This window comes from Mycolicibacterium novocastrense (assembly GCF_001499835.1).
Lineage (GTDB): Bacteria > Actinomycetota > Actinomycetes > Mycobacteriales > Mycobacteriaceae > Mycobacterium > Mycobacterium novocastrense.
This window is the reverse complement of record NZ_LQIH01000056.1, coordinates 77,068-102,160: the sequence shown is the minus strand read 5'-3', so window position 1 is coordinate 102,160 and position 25,093 is coordinate 77,068. Positions and strand designations below refer to the sequence as shown.

Below are 25,093 nucleotides of genomic sequence, written 5' to 3'. Positions count from 1 at the left end.
TGTCGTGGAAGGAAACTCGAAAGGGCCGAAATGGCCGGCGCGGCAACGTACGCCGCGCCGGCCGGGTCCGGGTCAGGCGGGTTGCAGTGCGTACGCCGAGTCGCGGTGGAACTTGGCGTCGATGCCGGTCGCTTCCTCATCGGGCGAGATGCGGATGCCCATCGTCTTCTTGATCGCGAAGGCGATGATGAACGCCACGACGAACGAGTACGCCATGACCGCACCCGCGGCAACCGCCTGCTTCCACAGCTGCTCGATGCCGCCGCCGTAGAACAGGCCATTGGTGGCGCCGGGCATCGCCTCGCTGGCGAAGAAGCCGATCAGCAGCGTTCCGATCAGGCCACCGACGAGGTGCACCCCGACGACGTCGAGGCTGTCGTCGTAGCCGAACCGGTCCTTGAGGCCGACGGCATACACGCAGATCGCGCCCGCGATCGCGCCGACGCAGATGGCCCCGACCGGTGTCACCGAACCGCAGGCGGGGGTGATCGCCACAAGCCCGGTGATCGCACCCGAGGCCGCGCCGACACCGGTGACGTGGCCGGTCTTGATCTTCTCGAACGTCAGCCAGGCCAGCGTCGCCGCGCACGTCGCGACGAACGTGGTCACCATGACGATCGCCGCCGACGTGCCCGCCGACAGGGCCGAACCGCCGTTGAAGGCATACCAGCCCGCCCACAGCAGGCCCGCGCCGAGCAGGGTCAGCGGCACGTTGTGCGGCTTGCGGCTGCCGAACAGCGCCGACCGGCCGAGCACGATCGCGATGGCCAGCGCCGCAGCGCCGGCGTTGATGTGCACCGCGGTGCCACCGGCGAAGTCCAGCGCACCGAGCTTGTTGGCGATCCAGCCGCCGACCGAACCCTCGGTCACCACGCCGTCGAACGCGAACACCCAGTGCGCGGCGGGGAAGTACACGAGCACGGCCCACAGGCCGGCGAAGACCATCCAGGCGCTGAACTTCATCCGATCCGCGGCCGCGCCGGAGATGAGCGCGACGGTGATCGCGGCGAACAGGGCCTGGAACAACGCGAACAAACTGATCGGCAGGCCGTCGACGGTCGTCATCGCCTCGGTCAGGTCGGTCAACCCGTCGAATTCGGTGAAGCTGCCGATGAATCCGCCGTAGGACGTGCCGAACACCATCGAGAAGCCGAACAGTACCCAGAGGACGCCGACGAGCGCCGCGGCGCCGAAGGTCATCATCATCATGTTGGTCGAGCTCTTCACCGACACCATGCCGCCGTAGAAGAGCGCGAGACCCGGGATCATCAGCGTGAGCGCGATGATGCAACACAGCATGAACGCCGTGGTTCCTGTATCCATTAACCATCTCCTGAAAGTGATGCGGCCCGATTCGGGGCCGTTCACTGTCAGTAATCAACGTTTCTGTTACGTGGACCGGCTCGCGAGGTTGCGCGTACGTTACGAATCCGGCGCCTGGCTAGAGTTGCGGCGGTGATGAGTCTTGACCGGCGATGGTGGGTGGCGATCGCCGTCGTGGTGATCGCGATCGTGGCACTGGTCTACAGCCAACTGCAGCAACCGCCCGAAGAATGCCGCCCGGTCCTCGACTTCCTCGAATACAACCAGCAGCAGAACGACTTGATCAGCTCGAAGAGCGAGGGCGCCGAGGGCCCGCCGACCGCGGCCGAGGAGATCGCGTACCGGGAATGGGCCGACGGCCTCTCCGAGCGCGCGCGCAAGATCGACACCCCCGAGCTGCGGTTCACCGCGGTCGAGGTCGCCGACCTCGCCGGGCTGTTCGTCCAGAAGTTGCCCCAGGCGCGCGCGGAGACGCAGAACAGGGCTCCGGGCGCCCCGGCGCCGGAGATCTACTACGAGATGTCGGCGCTCGACAACCAACTACGGCGCAAGCTCGCCGAGCTGTCCGAGGCCTGCACGAACTGAGCGCCTCATACGATGCGTGTCGTGTGCACCCGCGTCGTCTACCTCGGAACCGATAACCGCAACATCACCGGCCGCTCCATGGACTGGAAGTCGGAGATCCAAACGAATCTGTGGGCGCTGCCGCGCGGCGTCCACCGAACCGGTCAGGCCGGCACCGGCTCCGCGGAGTGGACGTCGAAGTACGGCAGCGTGGTCGCGACCGGCTACGACATCAGCACAACCGATGGCGTGAACGAGGCCGGACTCGTTGTCAACCTGCTGTGGCTGGCCGAATCGGTGTATCCCGCCGAAACCGCCGGGGGTCCCGCGGTTTCGCTGGCGCTGTGGGGCCAGTACGTGCTCGACAACTTCGCGACGGTTGGCGAGGCGGTGGCGGCGCTGACTGCCACCCCGCTGCGGGTGGCCACCGCCCAGGTCCCCGGCGAGGAGCGGATGGCGACGCTGCACCTGGCGATGTCGGATGCCGGCGGCGACAGCGCGATCGTCGAGTACATCGACGGTGAGCAGGTCGTTCACCACGGCAGCCAGTACCGGGTGATGACGAACTCGCCGACCTTCGACAAGCAGCTGGCGATCAGCGAGTACTGGAAGCAGATCGGTGGCACCGTGATGCTGCCGGGGACCAATCGTGCCGCGGACCGGTTCGTGCGGGCGTCGTTCTACATCGACGCGGTCCCCAAGACCGACGACCCGCTGCTGGCCGCCGCGACGGTGTTCAGCGTCGTGCGCAACGCGTCGGTGCCGTACGGGATCTCCACGCCCGACGAGCCGAACATCTCGACCACTCGCTGGCGCACGGTCGTCGACCACAAGGCGTTGCGCTACTTCTTCGAGTCGGCGCTGTCGCCGAACACGTTCTGGGTCGAGCTGAGCAACCTCGACTTCTCGCCGGGCGCCCCGACGCTGCGGCTGCCGCTCGGCGAGGGCGAGAAGACGATCTACGCCGGTGATGCCAGCGCAAGCTTCGAGGAAGCCGACCCGTTCCCGTTCCTCGGAGTTGCCTGATCGTCGCGGGTTCCCGCCGGCCCACCACGGGGGAAAGAAATCGGATGCGCGCAGCCCTTATCCTTGTTGGGATCCTTCCCAGCACTTGAAAGGCTTGATCAGTGGCGCTCGTCGTGCAGAAGTACGGCGGATCCTCGGTTGCCGACGCCGAGCGGATCCGACGCGTGGCCGAGCGGATCGTCGAGACGCGCAAGCAGGGCAACGACGTGGTCGTGGTCGTCTCGGCGATGGGCGACACCACCGACGAGCTCCTCGACCTGGCCAACCAGGTGTGCCCGGCGCCGCCGCCGCGCGAGATGGACATGCTGCTGACCGCCGGTGAGCGCATCTCCAACGCGCTGGTCGCGATGGCCATCCACTCGCTCGGCGCGCAGGCCCGCTCGTTCACCGGTTCGCAGGCCGGCGTGATCACCACCGGCATCCACGGCAACGCGAAGATCATCGACGTCACCCCCGGCCGGTTGCGGGACGCGCTCGACGAGGGCGTCATCGTCCTGGTCGCCGGGTTCCAGGGGGTCAGCCAGGACAGCAAGGACGTCACCACGCTGGGGCGCGGCGGGTCGGACACCACGGCCGTGGCGTTGGCCGCGGCGCTGAAAGCTGACGTCTGCGAGATCTACACCGACGTCGACGGCATCTTCACCGCGGACCCGCGGATCGTGCCCAACGCGCACCACCTCGACCAGGTCAGCTTCGAGGAGATGCTGGAGATGGCCGCCTGCGGCGCCAAGGTGCTGATGCTGCGCTGCGTGGAGTACGCCCGGCGCTACAACGTGCCGATACGCGTCCGCTCGTCATACTCGGACAACCCGGGCACCCTGGTGACCGGATCGATGGAGGACATTCCCGTGGAAGACGCCATTCTGACCGGAGTCGCACACGACCGCAGTGAGGCCAAGGTCACCGTGGTCGGTATCCCGGACGTGCCGGGCTATGCCGCCAAGGTGTTCCGCGCCGTCGCGGACGCCGACATCAACATCGACATGGTGTTGCAGAACATCTCCAAGGTCGAGGACGGCAAGACCGACATCACGTTCACCTGTCCGCGGGACAACGGCCCGGCCGCGGTGCAGAAGCTGAGCTCGCTACAGAGCGAGATCGGTTTCACCGGTGTGCTCTACGACGACCTCATCGGCAAGGTCTCGCTGGTGGGCGCAGGCATGAAGAGCCATCCCGGGGTGACCGCCAAGTTCTGCGAGACGTTGGCCGAGGTCGGGGTCAACATCGACCTGATCTCCACGTCGGAGATCCGGATCTCGGTGCTGGTCAAGGACACCGATCTGGACAAGGCGGTCGCCGCGCTGCACGAAGCGTTCGGCCTGGGCGGCGACGAGCAGGCCATGGTGTACGCGGGGACGGGCCGTTAAATGGTCAACATCGGTGTGGTTGGCGCGACCGGTCAGGTCGGCCAGGTGATGCGAACGCTGTTGGAGGAACGCGACTTTCCGGCCACCAGTGTGCGGTTCTTCGCCTCGGCGCGGTCGCAGGGCAAGAAGCTCCCCTTCCGGGGGCAGGAGATCGAGGTCGAGGACGCCGCGACCGCCGATCCCTCGGGCCTGGACATCGCGTTGTTCTCCGCGGGGGCGACGATGTCGCGTGTGCAGGCGCCGCGGTTCGCCGAAGCCGGCGCCATCGTGGTCGACAACTCCTCGGCCTGGCGCAAGGACCCCGACGTGCCGCTGGTGGTCAGCGAGGTGAACTTCGCGCGTGACGTGCGGGGCGTCACCCTCAAGAAGGGCATCATCGCGAACCCGAACTGCACGACGATGGCCGCGATGCCGGTGCTCAAGCCGCTGCACGACGAAGCGGGCCTGGTGCGCATGATCGCCTCGACCTATCAGGCGGTGTCGGGCAGCGGTGTCGCCGGGGTGGAGGAGTTGTTCGGCCAGGCCAGCGCGGTCGTGAACAACAGCCGTGATCTGGTGGCCGACGGTTCGGCGGTCGACTTCCCGGCGCCCTCGAAGTACGTCGCGCCGATCGCGTTCAACGTCGTCCCGCTGGCCGGGTCCTACGTCGACGACGACTCCGGTGAAACCGACGAGGATCAGAAGCTGCGCAACGAGACCCGAAAGATCCTGGACATCCCGGACCTGGCGGTGAGCGGTACGTGCGTGCGGGTGCCGGTGTACACGGGGCATTCGCTGTCGCTGAACGTCGAATTCTCCCAACCGCTTTCGGTGCAGCGGGCTACGGAGTTGTTGGGTGCGGCGCCGGGCGTGACGCTCGTCGATGTGCCGACACCGTTGGCCGCGGCGGGGGTGGACGATTCGCTGGTCGGCCGGATCCGGCAGGATCCCGGCGTGCCCGACGGGCGCGGGCTGGCGCTGTTCGTGTCCGGCGACAACCTTCGCAAGGGCGCGGCACTCAACACGATTCAGATCGCCGAGCTGCTGGCCCGGGGCTGATTTGCGTCGGGACCGACGTTTCGGCGGGAAATCGCGACTGCTTTCAGCCATTTCGTCGGTCTCGGCGCTGGGTCTCGTCGCGGCGCCATGGGCTTTCGCCCAGCCCGCGCCGATCCCCGATCCCGTGTTGCCGCCGCTGGCGCCCGGGCAGGTGATCAGGATCGGTCCGACGGCCGGAACCGGAACTCCGACACGTGATTACGGTATCGGGGCCACGGATCTGTGCGAGTTCATGGAGTTTCCCAGCGGCATCCTGCAGGTGTGCGGCGACAGTTTCGCCGGGCAGGGGGTCGGCTACGGGGGATGGTTCTCGCCGATCGCATTGCACGTCGAGACGGAGTCGATCGGCGACCCGGGCGGCGTGCGCTACGACGGTGTGACCGGAACCGACCGCCCGCTGTTGGCCGATCCGACGCCACCGGGCATGTCGCAACTGCCGGCGGGCGTCGTCCAGATCAACCGGCAGAACTACCTGATGGTCACCACCGTGCGGGAGCTTGATCCGCAAAGCTCACGGCTGGTGAAAGCCGACCCGGCGCAAGGTAATTGGCCCACGCTGCCGGACTCTGAGCGTCCCGCCTCCTATGCCGACGGCAGGCAGTCGCAGATCAGCGGCTACTACGACCCGATCCCGCGCGCCGACTCCGAAACCGGGTGGGTCTACATCGTGGCCAACAATTTCGACCGCAGCGCGCCGCTGGAGCTGTACCGGGCCACGCCGCAGGAGTTCGAGGACCGGTCGAGTTGGCAAGGCTGGTCGGCAGATTCCGGGTGGGGCAGTCCGCCGACACCGCTGTGGCCGGACGCGGTCGGCGAGATGAGCATCCGCCAGATCGACGGGAAAACCGTGCTGTCGTATTTCAACGCCACCACCGGGAACATGGAGATGCGGGTGGCCAACGACCCCACCGGGCTGGGCACCGCGCCGGTGACGACCGTCGTCGTGGCCTCCGAATGGCCCGACCCGGCAGACCATCTCGGGCCACCGGAGAGCAACCGCCTGGCCCAACCGTACGGCGGCTACATCTCACCGGGATCGACGCTCGACGAGGTGCGGGTGTTCGTCAGTCAGTGGAACACCGGACCGCGCGGCGGGTCGCCGTACCGGGTGATCCAGTTCGCGGTCAACCCGTTCAAGCCGTAGTCATAACACCGGGTCAGGCGACGGTGCTGCCGTGCTCGGCTGACTCGCCGATGGTGGCGCCGTCGTCGCCGATGATCGTGCGCATCAACACCTGGTGCTCGCGGTCGCCGCGCGCGGTTGCCCTCGCGATACCGCCGGGCAGGGCGACCGCGGCCACACTGCGGGTCAGGTTCACCGGTAGCCGCAGCACCGGATACCACGGCAGATGGGGGCGCAGGCCCAGTGCGCGCATCGTCCGCGGCCCCAGAAAGCCGCTGGTGACCGAAAGATGTTGGGCCCGTGCGATACGACGCCGGATCGCGGGCATCGTGTCGTAGTGCCAGATCATCGGGTCGTCGGCCATCGGAACCGCCAGCTGCCTCGACGACTCGTCGGGTTCGGCGAGCGCGCCCAGGGTGTGATAGAGCACCCGGATGCTGTCGCGGAACCCGCGCGGCAGCCACTCGTCCTCCACGCCCATCAACCATCCGACATAGCGGGTCAAGTGTGCGACGGCGTCATAGTCCTTCGGCCGCAACACGATTCCCATCCCCACGACGCCGACGGCAGGTGCGACCAGCGCGCCGATCAGCGTCGCCGCCATATCGGTCTGGTTGATCGGGACGCCCCAGTCGTCGGCGCGCCAGTCGGGCATCGCGGACACATGGCGGCGCACCAGTCCGTGGATGAGCCGAACCCGAAGGGTGGACCGGTAACCGGCGCCCAGGTGCTCGAGACCACCGTCGGAGATGACGTCCATCGCCCACTGCATCGTCTCGGCGAAGCGCTTGTTCGAACCCTTCTCCAGGGCGCCGGTGCGCAACAGCGTCTTGTTGAAACCCGAGAACTGGTAGCCGCCGAGCAGTGACACGTCACGTGCGACGTACATGCCGTCGGCGCCGCCACGACGCAGCGCCTGCGCACCGCGGCGCAGTTTCACCGGGTCGACCCAGTCGGGCAGCTTCTCCACGGCCGTGAAGAATTCGCGCAACGGTTCCGGGGCGTCGGGAACCGCGTCGATTCCGTAGGTGAGCGCCCGGTCGAACAACGGGCGGGTCTGCTTCACGCCGACGCCTGACATCCACTCGACGAGGCGGTCCATCGGTTCGTCCCCGACGGTCAGCCGCTCACCCAGCCTGCGCCACTGCGCCGGTGTGGGCTCGCCGATGGCCAGCGCCTTGGCGATGACGCGGATGCCGGCCGGGACGGGGCGAGGCCGCTCCGGGTGACGCGTCGGGATCGGGCGCTGCATGGTCTCTGGCTTCCCTTCCGGCAACTGACAACGCGTGTAGTCGAAGCTATTCCGCGGCCTGAGCGGTGTCAATCGGCGGACCGGCGACCGCTTTCACAGCCGACTCATAGGTGCCACATGACGGGCTCATCGAAACGGCTCGCATGATGGCAGCCATGACCGAAACACCATCCGAACCGGCCACCACCCCCGTGGTCGCGGGACCCCACCCTGATCACCTGACCCCGCGCCGCTCCAAGCTCGGCGCCGCTGCCGCATGGGTCGGCATTGCCGCCGGTGTCGTGTTCATCGTCGCGGTGATCTTCTTCTCCGGTTTCATCCTCGGTGCGCACTCGGGAGGCGGCCACCACCGCGGCGGCCATCACGGCGGCCACGATCGCGACGTCGCGATCTTCCATCGTGGACCGCCGCCGGGAGGCCCGATGATGCCGGGCGGACCGGGTCAGCGACCGCCGTTCGGGCCGGGCGCCGACGGCCCGCGGTTCCAGCCGCCGCAGTCCCCCGAGGCTCCGACCACGACGGCGCCGTCGCGTCCGTAAAGCCATCCCCCCTTCTGGTGTGCACTCAGATCGACAATGGGCCGTGAATCGGCCGAACCGGCGATCTGAGTGCACACCAGCGCCGATACCCGGTGCGGGACGGGCGTCTTGCCGTCTACGCGTGGGCTGGCATGATCGAGCCCATGAGCATTGAGGTCAAGTACACCGCAGAGTCCACCGCGTCCGGAGGCGGCCGTGACGGCCACGTCCGTTCCTCCGACGGCAAGATCGATCTCGACACCCGCCCGCCCAAGGAGCTCGGCGGCAGCGGCGAGGGCGTCAACCCCGAACTGCTGTTCTCGTCGGGTTACGCGGCATGCTTCCTCGGCGCACTGCGGCTGCAGGCCCGCAACAACAAGATCGACATCGACGAAGCCACCTCGATCACCGCGCAGGTCGGCTTCGGACCGGACTCCGAGGGCGGGTTCGGGCTCACGGCTCACCTGATCGGCTACCTGCCCGGCCTCGAGCAGAGCGTGGCCGACGACCTGATGGCCAAAGCGCACGACTTCTGCCCGTACTCGAAGGCCACCCGCGGCAACATCGAAGTCAAGTTGTCCGCGAAGGTCTGACCGGTGCGGACGGTCGCCGCGGCGGGCGTCGGCGTGGCCATCGGGCTGTCGGTCATGGCACCCGCCGGCCCCGCCGCAGCGCGCCCATCCGATCCGGGCGTGGTCAACTACGCCGTGCTCCCGAAGGGCTCGGTGGGCAATATCGTCGGCGCGACAATGCGATTCGAGTCGTTGTTCGCAGAGCCGGTGCAGACCTTCTCGGTCGACCTTCCTGCGTGCAACAACTGGGCGGACATCGGCCTGCCCGACGTCTACGCCGACCCCGATCTCGCATCGTTCAACGGCGCGGTGACCCAGGAGTCGCCGACGGATGCGACGCATCTGGTCAAACAAGCGGTCGGGGTGTTCGCGACGACCGACGCCGCCGATCGGGCCTTCCGTCGTGTCGTCGACCGCACGGCCGGCTGCAACGGGCAGACCACCGCGATGCACCTGGACAACTTCACGACCCAGGTGTGGACCTTCACCGGCGGGCCCACCACGGCCACCGATGCCGACTGGGTCAAACAGGAGGCGGGCACCGACCGGCGCTGCTTCACCACCACTCGCAAGCGCGAGAACGTCCTGCTGCAGGCGAAGGTCTGTCAGTCCGGCAACGGTGGCCCGGCGGTGAATGCGCTGGCCGGGGCGATGCAGAACACCCTCGGCCAGTAACCCGGGGCGGGGTTGGAGATCCTCGTAACGAAGGCGTCATCCAAAAAACGCTGGATTTGTCGGTCCCGTCTGGATGATGGTTGAAGGGGCAGCGGTCCACTCCCGGAAGGGGATGGTTGGGATGACCTTCACCATCGCGTCCGAGGTGGCGGACGCGCACCCGCCGCGGAGTCCTTGCGCCGAGCTGACCAGCGCTGATGCCGCCGCTCGCCAGGTCGGCGCCGGGTGCCTGCGGGACGGCCCGGTGGGCCGGGTGGGCCTCGAGATCGAGGCGCACTGCTTCGATCTGACCGATCCCGCGCGCAGGCCCCGCTGGGATGAGCTCACCGCCGCCATCGCCGGCCTGCCACCCCTACCGGGCGGCAGCAGGGTCACCGTCGAACCGGGCGGCGCCGTCGAACTGTCCGGTCCGCCGCTCGCGGGCCCGCTCTCAGCGATCGAGGCGATGGTCGCTGACCGCGCCGTGCTCTGCGCTGCGTTCGCGGGCGCCGGGTTCGGGTTGGTGTTATTGGGCGCAGATCCGCTGCGGCCGGCGCAGCGCGTCAACCCGGGCGCGCGCTATCGCGCGATGGAGGCCTTCTTCGCGGCCAGCGGCACTCCCGCCGCGGGTGCGGCGATGATGACCTCGACGGCTTCGGTGCAGGTCAACCTCGATGCGGGCCCACACGAGGGGTGGGCGGACCGCGTCCGGCTCGCGCATGCGCTCGGCCCCACGATGATCGCGATCACCGCGAATTCGCCGGTGCTGAGCGGCGACGACCCCGGCTGGCAGTCGACGCGGCAACGCGTGTGGAGCCAGCTGGATTCGGCCCGCTGCGGCCCGATCCTCGGCGAGAACGGCGAGGACCCGGCCAGTGATTGGGCCCGGTACGCGCTCAACGCTCCGGTGATGCTCGTCAACCACGCCGACGCCGACGCCGAACCGGTCACCGACTGGGTGCCGTTCGCCGACTGGGCCGACGGGCGGGTCGCGCTGGGCGGCCGCCGTCCCACCGCTGCCGACCTCGACTACCACCTGACCACGCTGTTTCCTCCGGTCCGCCCGCGGCAGTGGCTGGAGATCCGCTATCTCGACAGCGTGCCGGACGCGGTGTGGCCGGCGGTCGCGTTCACGTTGGTCACCCTCCTGGATGACCCGACGGCGGCCGAAATCGCCGCCGAAGCCACCGAACCCGTTGCCACCGCCTGGGATCAGGCCGCTCACGTCGGCCTGGCCGACCCCCGGTTGCGCGCCGCCGCGCAACGATGTGTGCGGGCGGCCGCGGAACGCGCGCCCGCAGAGCTCGCGGAATCGATGCAACGGCTCGTGCGTTCGGTCGAACAGGGACGCTGTCCGGCCGACGATTTCCGGGACCGCGCCGCACAACACGGGATCGCGCCCGCGGTCACGCAACTGGCACGAGGGGAACTGTGACACCTCGCGAAACCATCGCGCGCGAACTCACCCGGGCACGCCGGCGCACGCTGCGCCTCGTCGACTTCGACGACGCGGAGCTGGGCCGCCAGTACAGCCCGCTGATGAGCCCGTTGGTGTGGGACCTCGCGCACATCGGGCAGCAGGAGGAGCTGTGGCTGCTGCGCGAGGGAAACCCGGACCGGCCCGGCATGCTGCGCCCCGACGTCGAACGTCTCTACGACGCGTTCGTCAACTCCCGCGCCAGCCGCGTGAACTTGCCGCTGCTCCCGCCGTCGGATGCCAGGGCGTATTGCGCGACGGTGCGGGACAAGGTGCTCGACACGCTGGACGTCCTACCCGACGATGAGCCCGGTTTCGCGTTCGGCCTGGTGATCAGCCACGAGAACCAGCACGACGAGACCATGCTGCAGGCGCTGAACCTGCGAAGCGGGCCTCCGTTGCTCGACACCGGAACTGCGCTTCCCGAAGGCCGCCCCGACGTCGCGGGCACATCGGTGTTGGTGCCCGGCGGCGAGTTCGTCCTCGGCGTCGACGCGGCCACCGAACCGTACTCGCTGGACAACGAACGGCCCGCACACGTCGTCGACGTGCCCGCCTTCCGTATCGGACGCGTCCCGGTCACCAATGGCGAATGGCGCCAGTTCATCGAGGACGGTGGCTACGACGAGCCCCGGTGGTGGTCGGAGCGCGGTTGGGCACACCGAACCGAAGCAGGTCTGACCGCGCCACAGTTCTGGAATCCGGACGCCACCCGCACCCGGTTCGGCCACGTCGAGGAGATCCCCGACGACGAGCCGGTCCAGCACGTCACGTTCTTCGAAGCCGAGGCATACGCCGCGTGGTCGGGCGCCCGGCTGCCCACCGAGGTGGAATGGGAGAAGGCTTGTGCGTGGGACCCGGCGGTCGGAGCACGTCGCCGATACCCCTGGGGCGCAACCGAACCCACGGCTGCCCTGGCCAATCTCGGCGGCGACGCGCTGCGTCCCGCGCCCGTCGGCGCCTACCCGGGCGGGGCCTCCGCCTACGGCGCCGAGCAGATGCTGGGCGACGTGTGGGAGTGGACGACGTCGCCGCTGCGCCCGTGGCCGGGATTCACGCCGATGATCTACGAACGCTACTCACAGCCCTTCTTCGAGGGTGCTTACAAGGTGCTCCGCGGCGGATCGTGGGCGGTCGCGGCCAGTATCCTGCGGCCCAGTTTCCGCAATTGGGACCACCCGATCCGGCGCCAGATCTTCTCCGGCGTGCGACTGGCCTGGGATGCCGGCGATGAGCCGCTTGCGCGAAGAGAGAATGCCGGCGATGAGCCGCTTGCGCGAAGAGAGAACCGTTGATGTGCCGGCATCTCGGGTGGCTCGGTGAACCGGCCTCGGCGGCGTCGCTGATCCTCGAGCCCGCCAACGGTCTTCTCGTGCAATCGTATTCACCCCGCAGGCAGAAGCACGGGTTGATGAACGCCGACGGGTGGGGTGTGGGCTTCTTCGACGGTCAGACGCCGCGGCGCTGGCGCAGTGCGACGCCGATGTGGGGGGATGCCTCGCTCGCCTCGGTCGCACCCGCGTTGCGCAGCGGTTGTATCGTCGCCGCGGTGCGGTCTGCGAGCGTCGGCATGCCGATCGAGGCGAGCGCGGTGGCGCCGTTCACCGACGGGCGCTGGCTGCTCTCCCACAACGGGCTGGTCGACCGCCGGGCGCTGCCGCTGTCGCCCGCCGCCGAGTCGACCAACGACAGCGCCCTGCTCGCCGCGCTCATCTTCGACCGGGGACTGGACTCGCTGGGCGAGACCATCGTCGACGTCGCCGCGGCAGATCCGAACGCCCGGCTGAACATCCTGGCGGGCAACGGGTCACGACTGATCGCCACGACATGGGGCGACACACTGTCGGTGCTGCGACGCCGCGACGGCGTCGTGTTGGCCAGTGAACCCTACGACGACGATCCCGCCTGGGAGGAGATCCCTGACCGGCACCTCGTCGAGGTCACGTCGTCAGGAGTGCAACTGGCCGCATTGAAGGGAGCCTGATGGCGCGGGGATCCGATCACGCGGGCACGCTGTCGTTGTCGAACCACCTTTCGCCCGACTCGGCAGCGAACGCGCTGCGCCGGGACGTGTTCGACGGTTTGACATCGAGCCCGAAGTCGTTGCCGCCCAAATGGTTCTACGATTCGGTCGGCAGCGACCTGTTCGACCAGATCACGCGGCTGCCGGAGTACTACCCGACGCGCGCGGAGGCCGAGATCCTCAGAAACCGATCGGCCGACATCGCGGCGGCTTGCCGCGCCGACACCCTGGTGGAATTGGGCAGCGGCACATCGGAGAAGACCCGCATGCTGCTCGACGCGCTACGTGACCGCGGCTCGTTGCGCCGGTTCATCCCGTTCGACGTGGACGCGGGTGTGCTGGTCGCCGCGGGCGCGGCGCTTGCAGACGAGTATCCCGGCCTCGAGATCGAGGCCGTCTGCGGGGATTTCGAGAAGCACCTGGACAAGATCCCCCGCGTCGGGCGCCGCCTGGTCGCATTCCTCGGCTCGACGATCGGCAACCTCACCGCAGGCCCGCGCGCCGAATTCCTCTCCGCCCTCTCCGACACCCTGCAACCCGGTGACAGCCTGCTGCTCGGCACCGATCTGGTGAAGGACGCCGACCGTCTGCTGCGCGCCTACGACGACAGCGCGGGCGTGACCGCGCGCTTCAACCGCAACGTGCTCGCCGTCGTCAACCGTGAACTGGACGCCGATTTCGACCTCGAGAAGTTCGAACACGTCGCGGTGTGGAACGCCGCCGATGAACGCATCGAGATGTGGCTGCGCGCCACCGAAGCGCAGCGGGTGCACGTGCGCGATCTCGGGCTGACCGTCGAGTTCGCCGCCGGTGAGGCGATGCTCACCGAGGTGTCCTGCAAGTTCCGGCGCGCGGGCGTCGAAGCCGAGCTCGCCGCCGCCGGGCTTCGGATGACCCACTGGTGGACCGACGCCGCCGGTGACTTCGGCCTGTCGCTGGCCACGAAATGAGCCTTGCAGATCGGTGGCGGGCGGCCCGCCCGGCGGTGGCCGGAGTGCACCTTGACAGCGGCGCCTGTTCGCGTCAGAGCGTCGCAGCGATCGACGCCGCCGGCCAGCACGCGCGCCACGAAGCCGAAGTCGGCGGTTACGTCGCGGCCGAGGCCGCCGCACCGGTGCTCGACGCCGGGCGCGCCGCACTCGCCGCGCTGACCGGTTTGGCCAGCACCGACTTTGTGTTCACCACCGGCGCGAACAATGCGCTCGACCTGCTGCTCGGCGCGTGGCCCGGAGACCGGACCGCGGCGTGTCTGCCCGGCGAATACGGGCCGAACCTGGCGATCATGGCCGCCAACGGTTTTGCCGTCCGCGCCCTGCCCGCCGACGGCTACGGGCGGCTCGACGTCGCGGCGGCCGCGCGCCAGTTGGCCGCCGACCCGCCGGCGCTGGTGCATTTGACGGCGCTTGCCAGCCACCGCGGTCTGGCGCAGCCGCTGTCGGCGCTGGCCGCCACATGCGCAGAACTCGGTGTGCCGCTGGTCGTCGACGCCGCCCAGGCGCTGGGACACCTGGACTGCGCGGTCACGCCCGCGGCGATCTACGGTTCCTCCCGTAAGTGGATCGCCGGGCCGCGCGGCGTGGGATTCCTCGGTATCCACCGGGAGCTCGCTCAGCGGCTGCAACCACGGCTACCGCCCCCGGAGTGGAACCTGCCTTCGTCCGTTTTGCAGCGCTTGGAGCACGGGGAGGCCAATGTCGCTGCCCGCGTGGGCTTTTCGGTAGCACTCGGCGAACATCTGGCCGACGGGCCCGCCGCGGTGCGGACCCGGCTGGCGGAGGTGGGCCGGATGACCCGCGACGCGGTGGCCGGCCTCGACCGATGGCGGGTCGTCGAGCCGCACGATGAACCGACCGCGATCACCACGTTGGCCCCCACCGATGGCGCCGACCCGCAGAAGATCCGCAACTGGCTGATCGCCGAACACCGCATCGTCACCACGTTTGCCGATGTGCAGCGCGCTCCGTTCGAGATGACGGCGCCGGTGCTGCGGGCCTCCCCGCACGTCGACGTCACCGACGAGGAACTCGCCCGGTTCGCCGAGGCCCTGGCCGCCGCCGGGTGAGCCGTCAGCCGGTCCGGTGCACCAGCAGCGTCGCCCGGTACTCCGAAAGCGGCGGAACGTCCTCGGGTGTACGGGGATACGGGTCGAGCGCCTGCAACGTGAGCGCGTAATCGCCGGTCTGCACCGTCTGACGGTTCTGCCCGGGCGCCGGGTTGGTGTTGAACTCGACGGTCTGCTCGCCGGACCGCTCGTCGTCGACCACGACGACGACTCGCGCCTGGCCGGTCCAGAAGCACTCGACCTCGGTGGGGCACCGCGAATCCTCCGGTATCTCGGTGAACCGCAGCCGCAGCGGCTCACCGGTGATCTCGGCTTGCTGCCCGCCGGCGAGCACGAACGGGCGATCCAGCCCGGCCTCGACCGTGTCCGCGCGCGCCTGCTGACCGCCGTGGCACCCGGCCGCCAACGCGACAAGCACCAGCAATGGCAGCCAGACCGCTCTCACTCGTCGAATCCCTCGTCCCAGGTGTGTACCGGTTCGTTGCTGTGCATCCGTTCGCAGTATCGGCGCAGCATCTCCGCGAGCGCGGCGGGCCGCGCCATACCGCGCTCCTGCAGCGCGCGCACCGTCGCGACCTGCCAGGTGGCGCCGTTGCGGCCGGTCTTGGCGCGTCCCTCGATGACCCCGAGATACCGGTCGCGCACCTCGGCTGCGACCTCCCAACGGCGCAGGCCCTCGTCGGCCATGGGTAGCAGTTCGCGCAGTACCAACTCGTCGGCCGTCACCTCGCCGAAGCCGGTCCAGTACAACCGGGAATCCATGCCGTGCTGGGCGGCCTCGACGAAATTGTGTTGTGCGGCAGCAAAACTCATCTTCGTCCACAGCGGCCGGTCGTCCTCGGACAGGGTGCGCAGCGTGCCGTAGTAGAAGGCGGCGTTGGCCATCATGTCGACGACGGTCGGGCCGGCCGGCAGCACGCGGTTCTCCACGCGCAGATGCGGACGGCCGTTGACGACGTCGTACACCGGCCGGTTCCACCGGTAGATGGTGCCGTTGTGCAGCCGGAGCTCAGACAGCCTGGGGGTGCGACCCTCGGCGAGCTCACGAACCGGGTCCTCCTCGGACAGCTCGGGCAGCAGCGACGGGAAGTAGCGCACGTTCTCCTCGAACAAATCGAAGATCGACGTGATCCAGCGTTCGCCGAACCACACCCGCGGGCGGACGCCCTGCGCCTTGAGTTCGTCCGGTCGGGTGTCGGTGGCCTGGGCGAACAGCTCGATGCGAGTCTCGGCCCACAGTTCGTGGCCGAAGAAGTACGGCGAGTTGGCGCCCAGCGCCACCTGCGGACCGGCCAGTACCTGAGCGGCATTCCAGTTCTGCGCGAAGTCGGCCGGCGACACCTGAAGGTGCAGCTGCATGCTCGTACACGCCGACTCCGGCGCGATGGAGGCGGTTTGCAGGCTCAGCCGCTCCGGTCCGACGATGTCGATCAGGATGTCCTCGCCGCGGGCGGTGAAGATCGAGTCGTTGAGCGCCTGATACCGCGTCGACTCGCTCATCCAGCGTCCCGCGAGGTGTTCGGGCAGCAGCGTGGGCAGGATGCCGATCATCACGATGTGCGCGTCGTGGCGGCCGGCCTTCGTCTCGGCCGCGTTGAGGCTCGCCCGGACATCGTTCTCCAGGTCGAGCGCGGCACGCCCGGGTAATCGGCGCGGCGGCACGTTGAATTCGATGTTGTAGGCGCCCAGTTCGGTCTGGTACGCCGGATCGGCGATCGCGCGCAGGACCTCGGCGTTGCTCATCGCGGGCTGGTAGGCCGAGTCGACGAGATTGCACTCGATCTCCATGCCGGTCAGCGGCCGCTCGAAGTCGAAGCTCGACTGGGTGAGCATGGTCTCGAAGACGTCGAGGCACTGCTGCACCTTGCGGCGGTACTCCCGGCGGTGCGCGCCGCTGTAGCCGGTGCCCTTCACTTCCTCGCCCACCCCGCCATTGTCCATCGTCGGCGAGCGTCCGCGTCTGCACCTGGACACGCCGCGATTCGCGAACATTGAGCGGTCGCTCGCCGGAGACGAGCGCGCATAAACGCGGTCGCGACGGGTAGCCAGGGGCGATGGACGTCACCGTCACCTTCATCGGCAACGCCACCACGCTGATCTCGGGCGGTGGCATAACCCTCTTGACCGACCCGAACTTCCTGCACCGGGGCCAGCACGCGTACCTCGGATACGGGCTCCTGTCCAAGCGGCTCAAAGGACCGGCACTCGACATCGACCAGTTGCCCGCCCTTGACGCGGTGGTGCTGTCACATATGCACGGCGATCACTGGGACCGGGTGACACAGAGCCGCCTCGACCACGGTCTTCCGATTCTGACCACACCGCACGCCGCCAAACGGCTGGCCCACCGGGGCTTCGGCAGGTCGTTGGCGCTCGAGACCTGGCAGCACCACACGATCACCAAGGGAACGGTGAGCGTCACCGTCACGAGCCTGCCCGGCCGTCACGCGCCCACGCCGGTCGACCGCTTCCTGCCGCCGGTGATGGGCAGCATGATCGAATTCTCCGACGGCACTGCCCGCCGCAGCCTCTACGTCTCCGGCGACACCCTGTTTGTCGACGAATTGCGGGAAATACCAGTGCGATTCGAATCGATCGACGTCGGCGTGCTGCATCTGGGCGGTACCCGGCTGCCGTTCGGCAGGCACCTTCCGTTCGGGCTGACCGTGACGATGGACGGCCAACAGGGCGCCGACGTCGTCGAACTGCTGACCCTTCCCAGGATGATCCCGGTGCATTTCGACGACTACGGGGTGTTCGCGTCCCCGCTGTCCGACTTCGTCGACGAGATGAAGCGCCGTGGCCTGTCCGACCGGATCGTCGAATTGGAACGCGGTTCCTCGGTCACCGTTTAATCGCGGCACCGGTGGGTAGGCGGCCAGGCTAGCGACAAACCGGAAGGACCTCTGATGACCGACGTCTCCTCGATGCCCCCTGACCCCGACGACACCCGCGAGATCCTCACCGACCGCCAAGGTCACCCGATCTACGACAACCAGAACCAGCGCACCATCGGCGCCCGCGGGCCGGCGACGCTGGAGAACTACCACTTCCTGGAGAAGATGAGCCACTTCGACCGGGAACGCATCCCCGAACGGGTGGTCCACGCCCGCGGCGCGGTGGCATTCGGGTACTTCGAGGCGACCGGCAAGTGGGGTGACGAGCCGATCGAGCGCTACACCCGAGCCAAGCTGTTCAACACCGCCGGCAAGCGCACCGACCTCGCGATCCGGTTCTCGACCGTCATCGGTGGCCGGGACTCCTCGGAGGTGGCCCGCGATCCGCGCGGCTTCGCGGTGAAGTTCTACACCGAGGACGGCAACTGGGACCTGGTCGGCAACAACCTTGCCGTCTTCTTCATCCGCGACGCGATCAAGTTTCCCGACGTCATTCACGCACTCAAGCCGGATCCTGTCACCCACCATCAGGAGCCGGCGCGCATCTTCGACTTCATGTCGCAGACCCCCGAGTGCATGCACATGATCGTGAACCTGTTCTCACCCCGCGGTATCCCCGCCAACTACCGGAGCATGCAGGGTTTCGGGGTCAACACGTACCGCTGGGTCAACGCCGAGGGGCAAAGTCACCTCGTCAAGTACCACTGGATGCCCAAGCAGGGGGTCAAGAGCCTGACCGAGGCGGACGCGGCCGCCGTGCAAGCCACCGAACTGGGCAGCGCCACCAAGGATCTCTACGAGTCGATCGAACGCGGCGACTACCCAGAGTGGGAACTGCTGGTCCAGATCATGAGCGACGACGACCATCCCGAGCTCGACTGGGATCCGCTCGACGACACCAAGGTGTGGCCGGAGAACGACTTCCCGCCGCAGCTCGTCGGCCGCATGGTCCTGAATCGCAACGTGGACAACTTCTTCAACGACAACGAGCAGTTGGCGCTCGGCACCGGTGTGCTGGTGGACGGGCTGGAATTCTCCGATGACAAGATGCTGGTCGGTCGAACCTTCTCCTACTCGGACACCCAGCGTTACCGCGTCGGACCCAACTACCTGCAGTTGCCCGTCAACCGGCCGAAGAACGCGAAGGTCGCAACCAACCAGCAGGGCGGCCCGATGCAGTACGGCGTCGACAACGTCGGGACCAATCCCCATGTGAACTACGAGCCGTCGATCACCGGGGGCCTGCGTGAAGCCTCCGCACCCATTCCCGACGACGTGGGCCCGGAGATCTCGGGACGTCTGACGCGTAAACGCATACCGCGCACCAACGACTACGAGCAGGCCGGGCAGCGCTATCAGTTGATGGACCAATGGGAAAAGGACGACCTGGTCAACAATTTCGTCACCAACATCTCCGAGGCCACCCGCGAGGTGCAGGAGCGGATGGTGTGGCACTTCTTCATGTGCGACGACGAACTCGGCTTGCGGGTCGGCGAAGGCCTCGGCATTTCGGTCGACGATGTGCGCGACCTGGAACCGCTGAAATCTCAGACGCTTTCAGAGGACGAGGAACGGCGTCGCCAGCACCTCGGCAAGAACGGCCCGCGTGACGTCGAGGGGTTGCAGATGACGCATTGTGTCCCGAACGAACGCGTGGTGATGGCCACGTAACGGGGCTTTGTACCGGCATACTGGCCGGGTGAGTTCGTCACCGGGCGACCTCGACCAGGGTGGTCTGGAACAGGTCTCGAGGGTCGACCGCGTCGCGTCGCTGACGGGCATCCGGGCCGTCGCAGCGCTGTTGGTGATGGCCACCCACGCCGCATACGGCACCGGCGCCTACAACCGGGGATACGTCGGACTGGTGTTCGCGCGTATGGAGATCGGCGTGGCGATCTTCTTCGTGCTGTCGGGCTTCCTGCTGTTCAATGGATGGGTGCGGGCCGCGGCGAGCGGCGCCGCCCCGCCACGGACGCGTCGGTATGCGCGAAACCGCTTGCGGCGCATCATGCCGGCCTACGTGGTGACGGTGCTGCTGGCGTTTGCGCTGTACGAGTTCCGCACCATCGAACCCAATCCCGGCCACACCTGGCACGGCCTGGTGCGCAACCTCACGCTCACCCAGATCTACAGTCCCAACTACATCACGGCCTACATGCATCAAGGGCTGACCCAGATGTGGAGTCTCGCGGTCGAAGTGGCGTTCTACGCCGTGCTGCCGGTGCTGGCCTACCTGCTGCTGGTCGTGCTGTGCCGGCGCCGGTGGCGCCCCGGTGTGCTGTTGGCCGCACTGGCGGTGCTCGGTGCGCTGAGCCCCCTGTGGCTCATCATCATCCACACGACGGATTGGCTGCCCAACGGCGCAGGGTTGTGGCTGCCGCACTATTTGGTGTGGTTCGTCGGCGGGATGACCCTCAGTGTGCTGGCGCGCACGGGCTTTCGGTGTTACGCACTGATCGCGCTGCCGCTCGCGGTGGCGATGTATCTGGTGGTGTCGACGCCGATCGCCGGACGCGTCGACGCGCCCGCGCTCGACCTCGGACAGGACGTCGCCAAGGTGATGTTCTATGCGGCGATCGCGACGCTGGTTGTCGCGCCGTTGGCCCTCGGTGACAAAGGCTGGTACGCAGGGCTACTCAGCAGCAGACCGATGGTGTGGCTCGGCGAGATCTCCTACGAGATCTTCCTGTTGCACGTGATCGTGATGGAGATCGCGATGGTGTCGGTGCTGCAGTGGCGCGTGTACACCGGTTCGGTGGCGGTGCTGTTCGTCGTGACCCTGGCCTTGACGATTCCGGTTGCGTGGCTTCTACATCGGCTCACCCGCCCGCGGAGCTGACCCGCAGCGACCGACGTTTGGCATACGAGAAGTGGGGTATCACCCTCCGCGTGAGGATGATTGGGTCTCTGTTGGCGCGGCATCCGGGTCTGTACGACGTGCTCGACGCCTTCATCGAGCTCGGCTATCAGCGTTGGCCGTTCGGTCGCAACGGATCCGGGGTGCGGCGCTGAGCCACCACGACCTGAGGGCTCAACAGTCCGCCACGTAGTTCGACCTCGATCGTGGGGTCGGCGTACGCGGCCAGTGCGCGCAGCGCCGACGGACTGTAGGAGCGCAGCGAGCTGATGAAGCCGTCGTGTACGAACGGCAGCAACGGCACGAGCGGCAGCAGCGTCGCCAGGCGCACGAGATGCAGCGGCGACGGTGGGCGGGGGAGATCGATGATGACCAGCTTGCCGGCGACCCGGGTGCCTTCCGACATCGCCTGCGCGGCCGCGGCCGGCGGCAGGTGGTGAAACGACAGAGCGAAGACCGCGAGGTCGAACGAGGCGTCGGGGGCGTCGATCGCCGTGGCGTCCATTGCGCGAACCGTTGCGCGTGGATGCGCACCGAGGTCGCCGGCGGCCATCGCCGCAACGGCCGCCGGATCCACATCGGTGACGGTCGCCTCCGCAGAGGGGTGCCAGTCGAGCAGCGTGCGGGACAACCCGCCTTGGCCCGCGCCGAGCTCGAGAATCCTCGGGTCCGCGACCTCTTCGACCTCGGCGAGCGCGATTTCTGCGAACCGCTCGGTGTTGCCGAACCATCCGCCGGTCATCTCGAGCGCGCGGATCACGCTGCGCTTGCGCTCGGCATCGGAGGGCGAGTCGGAGTCGCGGTCCAGGTACTCGAGCCGATCGGTCTGCAACAGGCGGTCCAGGCATGACGCGTCGGGCCCGCCGCGCGGCATGCGGTCGATCGCGGATGCGCTCGGCGTTCCGGATTCAATCCCGGCGGGCTTTTCGGCCATGTAGTCCATGATGGACGACGGACCGCAGCAAAGAGGGGAGTGCGCGTTGGCTCAGAATGCCGAGTTCGTCGCCGCGATCGACCAGGGCACCACGAGCACCAGATGCATCATCTTCGACCACGGCGGCGCCGAGATCGGCCGCCATCAGCTCGAGCACGAGCAGATCCTGCCCAAGGCGGGGTGGGTCGAGCACAATCCCGTCGAGATCTGGGAGCGCACCGCGGCGGTCATCATGTCCGCGCTCAACAAGACGAACCTGTCGGCAACCGACCTCGCCGCGCTCGGCATCACGAACCAGCGCGAGACGGCGCTGGTGTGGAACAAGCGGACCGGCAGACCGTATTACAACGCGATCGTCTGGCAGGACACCCGCACCGACCGCATCGCCTCGGCCCTGGACCGCGACGGTCGCGGCGACGTCATCCGCCGCAAGGCCGGCCTGCCGCCCGCGACTTACTTCTCCGGTGGCAAGGTGCAATGGATCCTGGAGAACGTCGACGGGGTACGCCGCGACGCCGAGAACGGTGACGCGCTGTTCGGTACGCCGGACTCCTGGGTGCTGTGGAACCTGACCGGGGGAACCCGCGGCGGGATGCACGTCACCGACGTCACCAACGCCAGCCGCACCATGCTGATGAACCTGGAAACGCTCGACTGGGACGACGAGCTGTTGTCGTTCTTCGGCATTCCGCGTCAGATGCTGCCCGAGATCAAGCCGTCGTCATGCCCCGAGTCCTACGGCATCACCCGCGACGACGGGCCCGTTGCCGGTCAGGTGCCGCTGACCGGTGCGCTCGGTGACCAGCAGGCGGCGATGGTCGGGCAGGTGTGTCTGAGCGCCGGGGAGGCCAAGAACACCTACGGCACAGGCAATTTCCTGCTTCTCAACACCGGCGAGAAGATCGTCCGGTCGGAGAACGGCCTGTTGACCACGGTCTGTTACCAGTTCGGTGACGCGAAACCCGTTTACGCTCTGGAGGGTTCGATCGCGGTCACCGGTTCAGCGGTGCAATGGCTGCGTGATCAGCTGGGCATCATCAGCGGCGCGTCGCAGAGCGAGGCCCTTGCGCGTCAGGTCGAGGACAACGGTGGGGTCTACTTCGTGCCCGCGTTCTCGGGACTCTTTGCACCGTACTGGCGTTCGGATGCGCGCGGGGCGATCGTCGGGCTGTCGCGGTACAACACGAACGCGCACCTGGCCCGCGCGACGTTGGAGGCGATCTGCTACCAGAGCCGCGACGTCGTCGACGCGATGGAGGCCGACTCCGGTGTGCACATGGAGGTACTCAAGGTCGACGGCGGCATCACCGCCAACAATCTGTGCATGCAGATCCAGGCCGACGTGCTCGGTGTCGACGTGGTCAAGCCGGTCGTCGCCGAGACCACGGCCCTGGGTGCGGCGTATGCCGCCGGCCTGGCGGTCGGGTTCTGGGAGGATGCGGACGACCTGCGCTCCAACTGGCAGGAAGGTCAACGCTGGACGCCGGCGTGGAGCGAGGAGCAGCGCGAATCAGGTTATGCCGGTTGGCAGAAGGCGGTGCAGCGGACGCTGGACTGGGTCGACGTCGAATAGCTATTTGTGTGAGTTCAGGAGCGGCGAGCGCACCTCGAGGTGCACAAACCGCTCAGGATGCGGCGGCGTCGAGGTCGCATATGGTTTCGTCGTCGAGTTCGATGTCGGCGACGGCCGTGTTCTCCTCGAGATGGGCCACCGACGACGTGCCCGGGATCAGCAGCACGTTCGGTGCGACGTTCAGCGTCCACGCGAGCACGATCTGCGCCGGTGTGCGGCCGAGCTTCTCGGCCTCCCGCCTGACCGCCGGATGCCCGAGCACCGGGTTGTCCGGTGAGAACGCCGAGCCCAGCGGGAAGAACGGCACGAACGCGATGCCGTGCTCGATGCACGCGTCGAGGACCGGCTGCGAACTGCGGTCGATGAGGTTGTAGGCGTTCTGTACGCAGACGATCCCGGTGCGGTCCAGCGCGACCTGCAGATGCTCGGCACTGATGCTGCTCAGCCCGATGCCGCCGATCAACCCCTCGTCGCGAGCCTTCATCATCGCCGTGAGTTGACGATCGAACAGTTCCCGGTTCTCCACGCGGGTGGGCGTGCTGATGCCGTCGTCGGCGAAGACGCGCAGGTTCACCGCGGCCAGGCGGTCGGTGCCGAGCGTGGCGAGGTTCTCGTCGAGTTGCCTGCGCAGATCGTCGGGGTCCTGGGCGGGCAGCCACTCGCCGTTGGGTCCGCGTACGCCGCCGACCTTGCTGACCAGTGCCAGGTCCGCGGGGTACAGATGCAGCGCCTCGCGTATCAGTTCGTTCGCGACATTCGGACCGTAGATCTGCGCGGTGTCGATGTGGTTGATGCCGAGTTCGACCACCCGCCGAAGCACGGCCAGCGCCTGCTCACGATCGCGCGGAGGGCCGAACACACCCGGACCCGGCAATTGCATGGCGCCGAAGCCGACGCGGCCGACACGGAACGGGCCCAGCGGGAAGGTTTGCATACTCAATCTGTACACCCTCAGCCCGGTGGCGCGAAGCCGCCGGGATCAGATGGGGTCGAACGTTGCTGCGGCGGTGCGGGATACCCGCTCGCGGACGGCGGGGGACTGGGCCATGGCGGCGGTGCGGGCGCCACCTGCAGCCGCGCGAGTTCACGGCGGTGGCGCTCGGCCAGCACCGCTGCGAGCACCAGATGCGGCGGTGTCCCGGGAGGCGGGGGCGGTGAGATCTGCGCGACGACGTCGGCGGTGATGCGATACGCCATCTGATCTCGCACCGCCGGATTCAATTGGGCTGCGCGGCCGAGGAACTGGCGTGCCAGCTCGGCCTGCTCCGGGTGCAGCCCGGAGAGCTGTAACGATGACGCCCACCAGGCCAGCTGCGGCGGCATCGGCGGTGGAGGCGACATCCGCGGTGTGCGCTCGCTGATCACGATGGTCCCCGCGAAGATGTCCCCGAGCCGCTTTCCTTTGGCCGACAACAGGCTGCTGATCACCGCAGGACCGCCGGCCAGCATCCAGATTTCGATCACACCGGACAACGCGCGGAAGAACGCTTGCCGAAACCGTTCTGGGCCACCGTCTTCGGATACCACCCGAAGGCCCATCGCCATCTTGCCCAGGGAACGCCCCCGGGTCGCGGTCTCGAACACGAGCGGATATCCCAGCAGGGCGAGCACGGTGAAGATGATCAGCACGGCCGCCGACAACGCCGGGTCCAACTGGGTCAGCGTCAGGCTGAAGAGCAGGATGCCGATCAGGTAGAGCAGGAACACGACCGTGATGTCGATCAGAGCGGCGACGGCGCGCACCGGAAGCTGCGCGATCTGGACGTCGAGGACCACCGCGTCACCGGTTACGACGGGTTCCTGCTGCCAGACCATAACCGTCAACGCTACTAG

At 67.9% G+C, this 25,093-nt stretch carries 24 protein-coding genes; 17 read left to right on the top strand and 7 right to left on the bottom strand.

What is annotated here, in order from left to right; translation table 11 throughout:
- Positions 1–72: 72 nt before the first annotated feature.
- Entirely contained in the window at positions 73–1,323 is a 1,251-nt protein-coding gene (locus AU072_RS23740) for an ammonium transporter (RefSeq protein WP_064403551.1), read from the bottom strand.
- A gap of 135 nt (positions 1,324–1,458) precedes the next feature.
- Here AU072_RS23740 and AU072_RS23735 point away from each other — a divergent pair, with 135 nt between their 5' ends.
- The 5 genes from AU072_RS23735 (at position 1,459) to AU072_RS23715 (ending at position 6,462) form a co-directional block, all read left to right on the top strand.
- Positions 1,459–1,908: a hypothetical protein gene (locus AU072_RS23735; RefSeq protein WP_064416015.1), complete on the top strand. Its 450-nt coding sequence runs from the start codon at positions 1,459–1,461 to the stop codon at positions 1,906–1,908.
- Positions 1,909–1,929: 21 nt separating this feature from the next.
- Positions 1,930–2,913, top strand: a complete 984-nt coding sequence (locus tag AU072_RS23730; RefSeq protein ID WP_064416135.1) for a bile salt hydrolase — start codon at positions 1,930–1,932, stop codon at positions 2,911–2,913.
- Between the two features lie 101 nt (positions 2,914–3,014).
- A complete protein-coding gene (locus AU072_RS23725) occupies positions 3,015–4,280 on the top strand; it encodes an aspartate kinase (protein WP_064416014.1) in 1,266 nt (421 codons plus the stop codon).
- Complete coding sequence (locus AU072_RS23720; protein ID WP_064416013.1) at positions 4,281–5,318, top strand: aspartate-semialdehyde dehydrogenase; 1,038 nt, start codon at positions 4,281–4,283, stop codon at positions 5,316–5,318.
- A gap of 49 nt (positions 5,319–5,367) precedes the next feature.
- Positions 5,368–6,462, top strand: coding sequence for a DUF4185 domain-containing protein (locus AU072_RS23715; RefSeq protein WP_235629953.1), 1,095 nt, complete (start codon positions 5,368–5,370; stop codon positions 6,460–6,462).
- 13 nt (positions 6,463–6,475) lie between these two features.
- Here the strand turns inward: AU072_RS23715 and AU072_RS23710 are convergent, their stop codons facing one another.
- Positions 6,476–7,693, bottom strand: a complete 1,218-nt coding sequence (locus tag AU072_RS23710) for an oxygenase MpaB family protein (RefSeq protein ID WP_064416011.1) — start codon at positions 7,691–7,693, stop codon at positions 6,476–6,478.
- A gap of 155 nt (positions 7,694–7,848) precedes the next feature.
- Here AU072_RS23710 and AU072_RS23705 point away from each other — a divergent pair, with 155 nt between their 5' ends.
- The 8 genes from AU072_RS23705 to egtE all read left to right on the top strand — a co-directional run bounded on the left by AU072_RS23705 (position 7,849) and on the right by egtE (position 14,999).
- The gene (locus AU072_RS23705) at positions 7,849–8,232 is read left to right on the top strand and encodes a hypothetical protein (RefSeq protein ID WP_082681004.1); all 384 of its coding nucleotides are present in this window, start codon (positions 7,849–7,851) and stop codon (positions 8,230–8,232) included.
- A 143-nt stretch (positions 8,233–8,375) separates the two neighbouring features.
- Complete coding sequence (locus AU072_RS23700) at positions 8,376–8,804, top strand: organic hydroperoxide resistance protein (RefSeq protein WP_174523802.1); 429 nt, start codon at positions 8,376–8,378, stop codon at positions 8,802–8,804.
- 54 nt (positions 8,805–8,858) lie between these two features.
- Positions 8,859–9,458, top strand: coding sequence for a sensor domain-containing protein (locus tag AU072_RS23695; protein ID WP_064416134.1), 600 nt, complete (start codon positions 8,859–8,861; stop codon positions 9,456–9,458).
- A 121-nt stretch (positions 9,459–9,579) separates the two neighbouring features.
- The gene (gene egtA, locus AU072_RS23690; RefSeq protein ID WP_064416133.1) at positions 9,580–10,872 is read left to right on the top strand and encodes an ergothioneine biosynthesis glutamate--cysteine ligase EgtA; all 1,293 of its coding nucleotides are present in this window, start codon (positions 9,580–9,582) and stop codon (positions 10,870–10,872) included.
- A complete protein-coding gene (gene egtB, locus AU072_RS23685) occupies positions 10,869–12,209 on the top strand; it encodes an ergothioneine biosynthesis protein EgtB (protein ID WP_082680992.1) in 1,341 nt (446 codons plus the stop codon). The genes egtA and egtB overlap by 4 nt, the downstream gene beginning before the upstream one ends.
- Positions 12,209–12,898, top strand: a complete 690-nt coding sequence (gene egtC / locus AU072_RS23680; RefSeq protein ID WP_064416009.1) for an ergothioneine biosynthesis protein EgtC — start codon at positions 12,209–12,211, stop codon at positions 12,896–12,898. Before egtB ends, egtC begins: the two co-directional genes overlap by 1 nt.
- Positions 12,898–13,887 carry an L-histidine N(alpha)-methyltransferase gene (gene egtD, locus AU072_RS23675; RefSeq protein WP_064416008.1) on the top strand — a complete coding sequence of 330 codons (990 nt, stop codon included), beginning with the start codon at positions 12,898–12,900 and terminating at the stop codon, positions 13,885–13,887. The genes egtC and egtD overlap by 1 nt, the downstream gene beginning before the upstream one ends.
- On the top strand, positions 13,884–14,999 hold the full coding sequence (egtE, locus tag AU072_RS23670; protein WP_064416007.1) for an ergothioneine biosynthesis PLP-dependent enzyme EgtE: 1,116 nt from the start codon (positions 13,884–13,886) through the stop codon (positions 14,997–14,999). The genes egtD and egtE overlap by 4 nt, the downstream gene beginning before the upstream one ends.
- Before the next feature lie 4 nt (positions 15,000–15,003).
- On the opposite strand, the gene AU072_RS23665 is transcribed toward egtE, so the two are convergent.
- The gene (locus tag AU072_RS23665; protein ID WP_064416006.1) at positions 15,004–15,444 is read right to left on the bottom strand and encodes a hypothetical protein; all 441 of its coding nucleotides are present in this window, start codon (positions 15,442–15,444) and stop codon (positions 15,004–15,006) included.
- Positions 15,441–16,925 carry a glutamate-cysteine ligase family protein gene (locus AU072_RS23660; protein ID WP_064416132.1) on the bottom strand — a complete coding sequence of 495 codons (1,485 nt, stop codon included), beginning with the start codon at positions 16,923–16,925 and terminating at the stop codon, positions 15,441–15,443. The genes AU072_RS23665 and AU072_RS23660 overlap by 4 nt, the downstream gene beginning before the upstream one ends.
- A gap of 128 nt (positions 16,926–17,053) precedes the next feature.
- Between AU072_RS23660 and AU072_RS23655 the strand changes: the two genes are divergently transcribed.
- Genes AU072_RS23655 through AU072_RS23645 form a run of 3 tightly spaced genes read left to right on the top strand, consistent with a single transcriptional unit; the run spans position 17,054 to position 20,735 of the window.
- Positions 17,054–17,854: an MBL fold metallo-hydrolase gene (locus AU072_RS23655; protein WP_064416005.1), complete on the top strand. Its 801-nt coding sequence runs from the start codon at positions 17,054–17,056 to the stop codon at positions 17,852–17,854.
- 54 nt (positions 17,855–17,908) lie between these two features.
- The gene (locus AU072_RS23650) at positions 17,909–19,567 is read left to right on the top strand and encodes a catalase (RefSeq protein ID WP_064416004.1); all 1,659 of its coding nucleotides are present in this window, start codon (positions 17,909–17,911) and stop codon (positions 19,565–19,567) included.
- A gap of 28 nt (positions 19,568–19,595) precedes the next feature.
- The gene (locus tag AU072_RS23645) at positions 19,596–20,735 is read left to right on the top strand and encodes an acyltransferase family protein (protein WP_064416003.1); all 1,140 of its coding nucleotides are present in this window, start codon (positions 19,596–19,598) and stop codon (positions 20,733–20,735) included.
- 127 nt (positions 20,736–20,862) lie between these two features.
- On the opposite strand, the gene AU072_RS23640 is transcribed toward AU072_RS23645, so the two are convergent.
- The gene (locus AU072_RS23640; protein ID WP_235629948.1) at positions 20,863–21,687 is read right to left on the bottom strand and encodes a class I SAM-dependent methyltransferase; all 825 of its coding nucleotides are present in this window, start codon (positions 21,685–21,687) and stop codon (positions 20,863–20,865) included.
- Positions 21,688–21,733: 46 nt separating this feature from the next.
- Between AU072_RS23640 and glpK the strand changes: the two genes are divergently transcribed.
- Positions 21,734–23,260, top strand: coding sequence for a glycerol kinase GlpK (gene glpK, locus AU072_RS23635; protein WP_234787757.1), 1,527 nt, complete (start codon positions 21,734–21,736; stop codon positions 23,258–23,260).
- Between the two features lie 52 nt (positions 23,261–23,312).
- Here glpK and AU072_RS23630 read toward each other — a convergent pair whose 3' ends face one another.
- Both AU072_RS23630 and AU072_RS23625 read right to left on the bottom strand, forming a co-directional pair.
- On the bottom strand, positions 23,313–24,194 hold the full coding sequence (locus tag AU072_RS23630; protein ID WP_064416001.1) for an oxidoreductase: 882 nt from the start codon (positions 24,192–24,194) through the stop codon (positions 23,313–23,315).
- Between the two features lie 17 nt (positions 24,195–24,211).
- On the bottom strand, positions 24,212–25,075 hold the full coding sequence (locus tag AU072_RS23625; protein ID WP_064416000.1) for an RDD family protein: 864 nt from the start codon (positions 25,073–25,075) through the stop codon (positions 24,212–24,214).
- Between the last annotated feature and the right edge of the window lie 18 nt (positions 25,076–25,093).

Excerpts from the sequence above, each read along its gene's own strand:
- AU072_RS23740 (WP_064403551.1), bottom strand. The coding sequence starts at position 1,323 with ATGGATACAGGAACCACGGCGTTCATGCTGTGTTGCATCATCGCGCTC.
- AU072_RS23735 (WP_064416015.1), top strand. The coding sequence starts at position 1,459 with ATGAGTCTTGACCGGCGATGGTGGGTGGCGATCGCCGTCGTGGTGATC.
- AU072_RS23720 (WP_064416013.1), top strand. The coding sequence starts at position 4,281 with ATGGTCAACATCGGTGTGGTTGGCGCGACCGGTCAGGTCGGCCAGGTG.
- AU072_RS23710 (WP_064416011.1), bottom strand. The coding sequence starts at position 7,693 with ATGCAGCGCCCGATCCCGACGCGTCACCCGGAGCGGCCTCGCCCCGTC.
- AU072_RS23705 (WP_082681004.1), top strand. The coding sequence starts at position 7,849 with ATGACCGAAACACCATCCGAACCGGCCACCACCCCCGTGGTCGCGGGA.
- AU072_RS23700 (WP_174523802.1), top strand. The coding sequence starts at position 8,376 with ATGAGCATTGAGGTCAAGTACACCGCAGAGTCCACCGCGTCCGGAGGC.
- AU072_RS23695 (WP_064416134.1), top strand. The coding sequence starts at position 8,859 with ATGGCACCCGCCGGCCCCGCCGCAGCGCGCCCATCCGATCCGGGCGTG.
- egtA (WP_064416133.1), top strand. The coding sequence starts at position 9,580 with ATGACCTTCACCATCGCGTCCGAGGTGGCGGACGCGCACCCGCCGCGG.
- egtC (WP_064416009.1), top strand. The coding sequence starts at position 12,209 with ATGTGCCGGCATCTCGGGTGGCTCGGTGAACCGGCCTCGGCGGCGTCG.
- egtD (WP_064416008.1), top strand. The coding sequence starts at position 12,898 with ATGGCGCGGGGATCCGATCACGCGGGCACGCTGTCGTTGTCGAACCAC.
- egtE (WP_064416007.1), top strand. The coding sequence starts at position 13,884 with ATGAGCCTTGCAGATCGGTGGCGGGCGGCCCGCCCGGCGGTGGCCGGA.
- AU072_RS23655 (WP_064416005.1), top strand. The coding sequence starts at position 17,054 with ATGGACGTCACCGTCACCTTCATCGGCAACGCCACCACGCTGATCTCG.
- AU072_RS23650 (WP_064416004.1), top strand. The coding sequence starts at position 17,909 with ATGACCGACGTCTCCTCGATGCCCCCTGACCCCGACGACACCCGCGAG.
- AU072_RS23640 (WP_235629948.1), bottom strand. The coding sequence starts at position 21,687 with ATGGCCGAAAAGCCCGCCGGGATTGAATCCGGAACGCCGAGCGCATCC.
- AU072_RS23630 (WP_064416001.1), bottom strand. The coding sequence starts at position 24,194 with ATGCAAACCTTCCCGCTGGGCCCGTTCCGTGTCGGCCGCGTCGGCTTC.
- AU072_RS23625 (WP_064416000.1), bottom strand. The coding sequence starts at position 25,075 with ATGGTCTGGCAGCAGGAACCCGTCGTAACCGGTGACGCGGTGGTCCTC.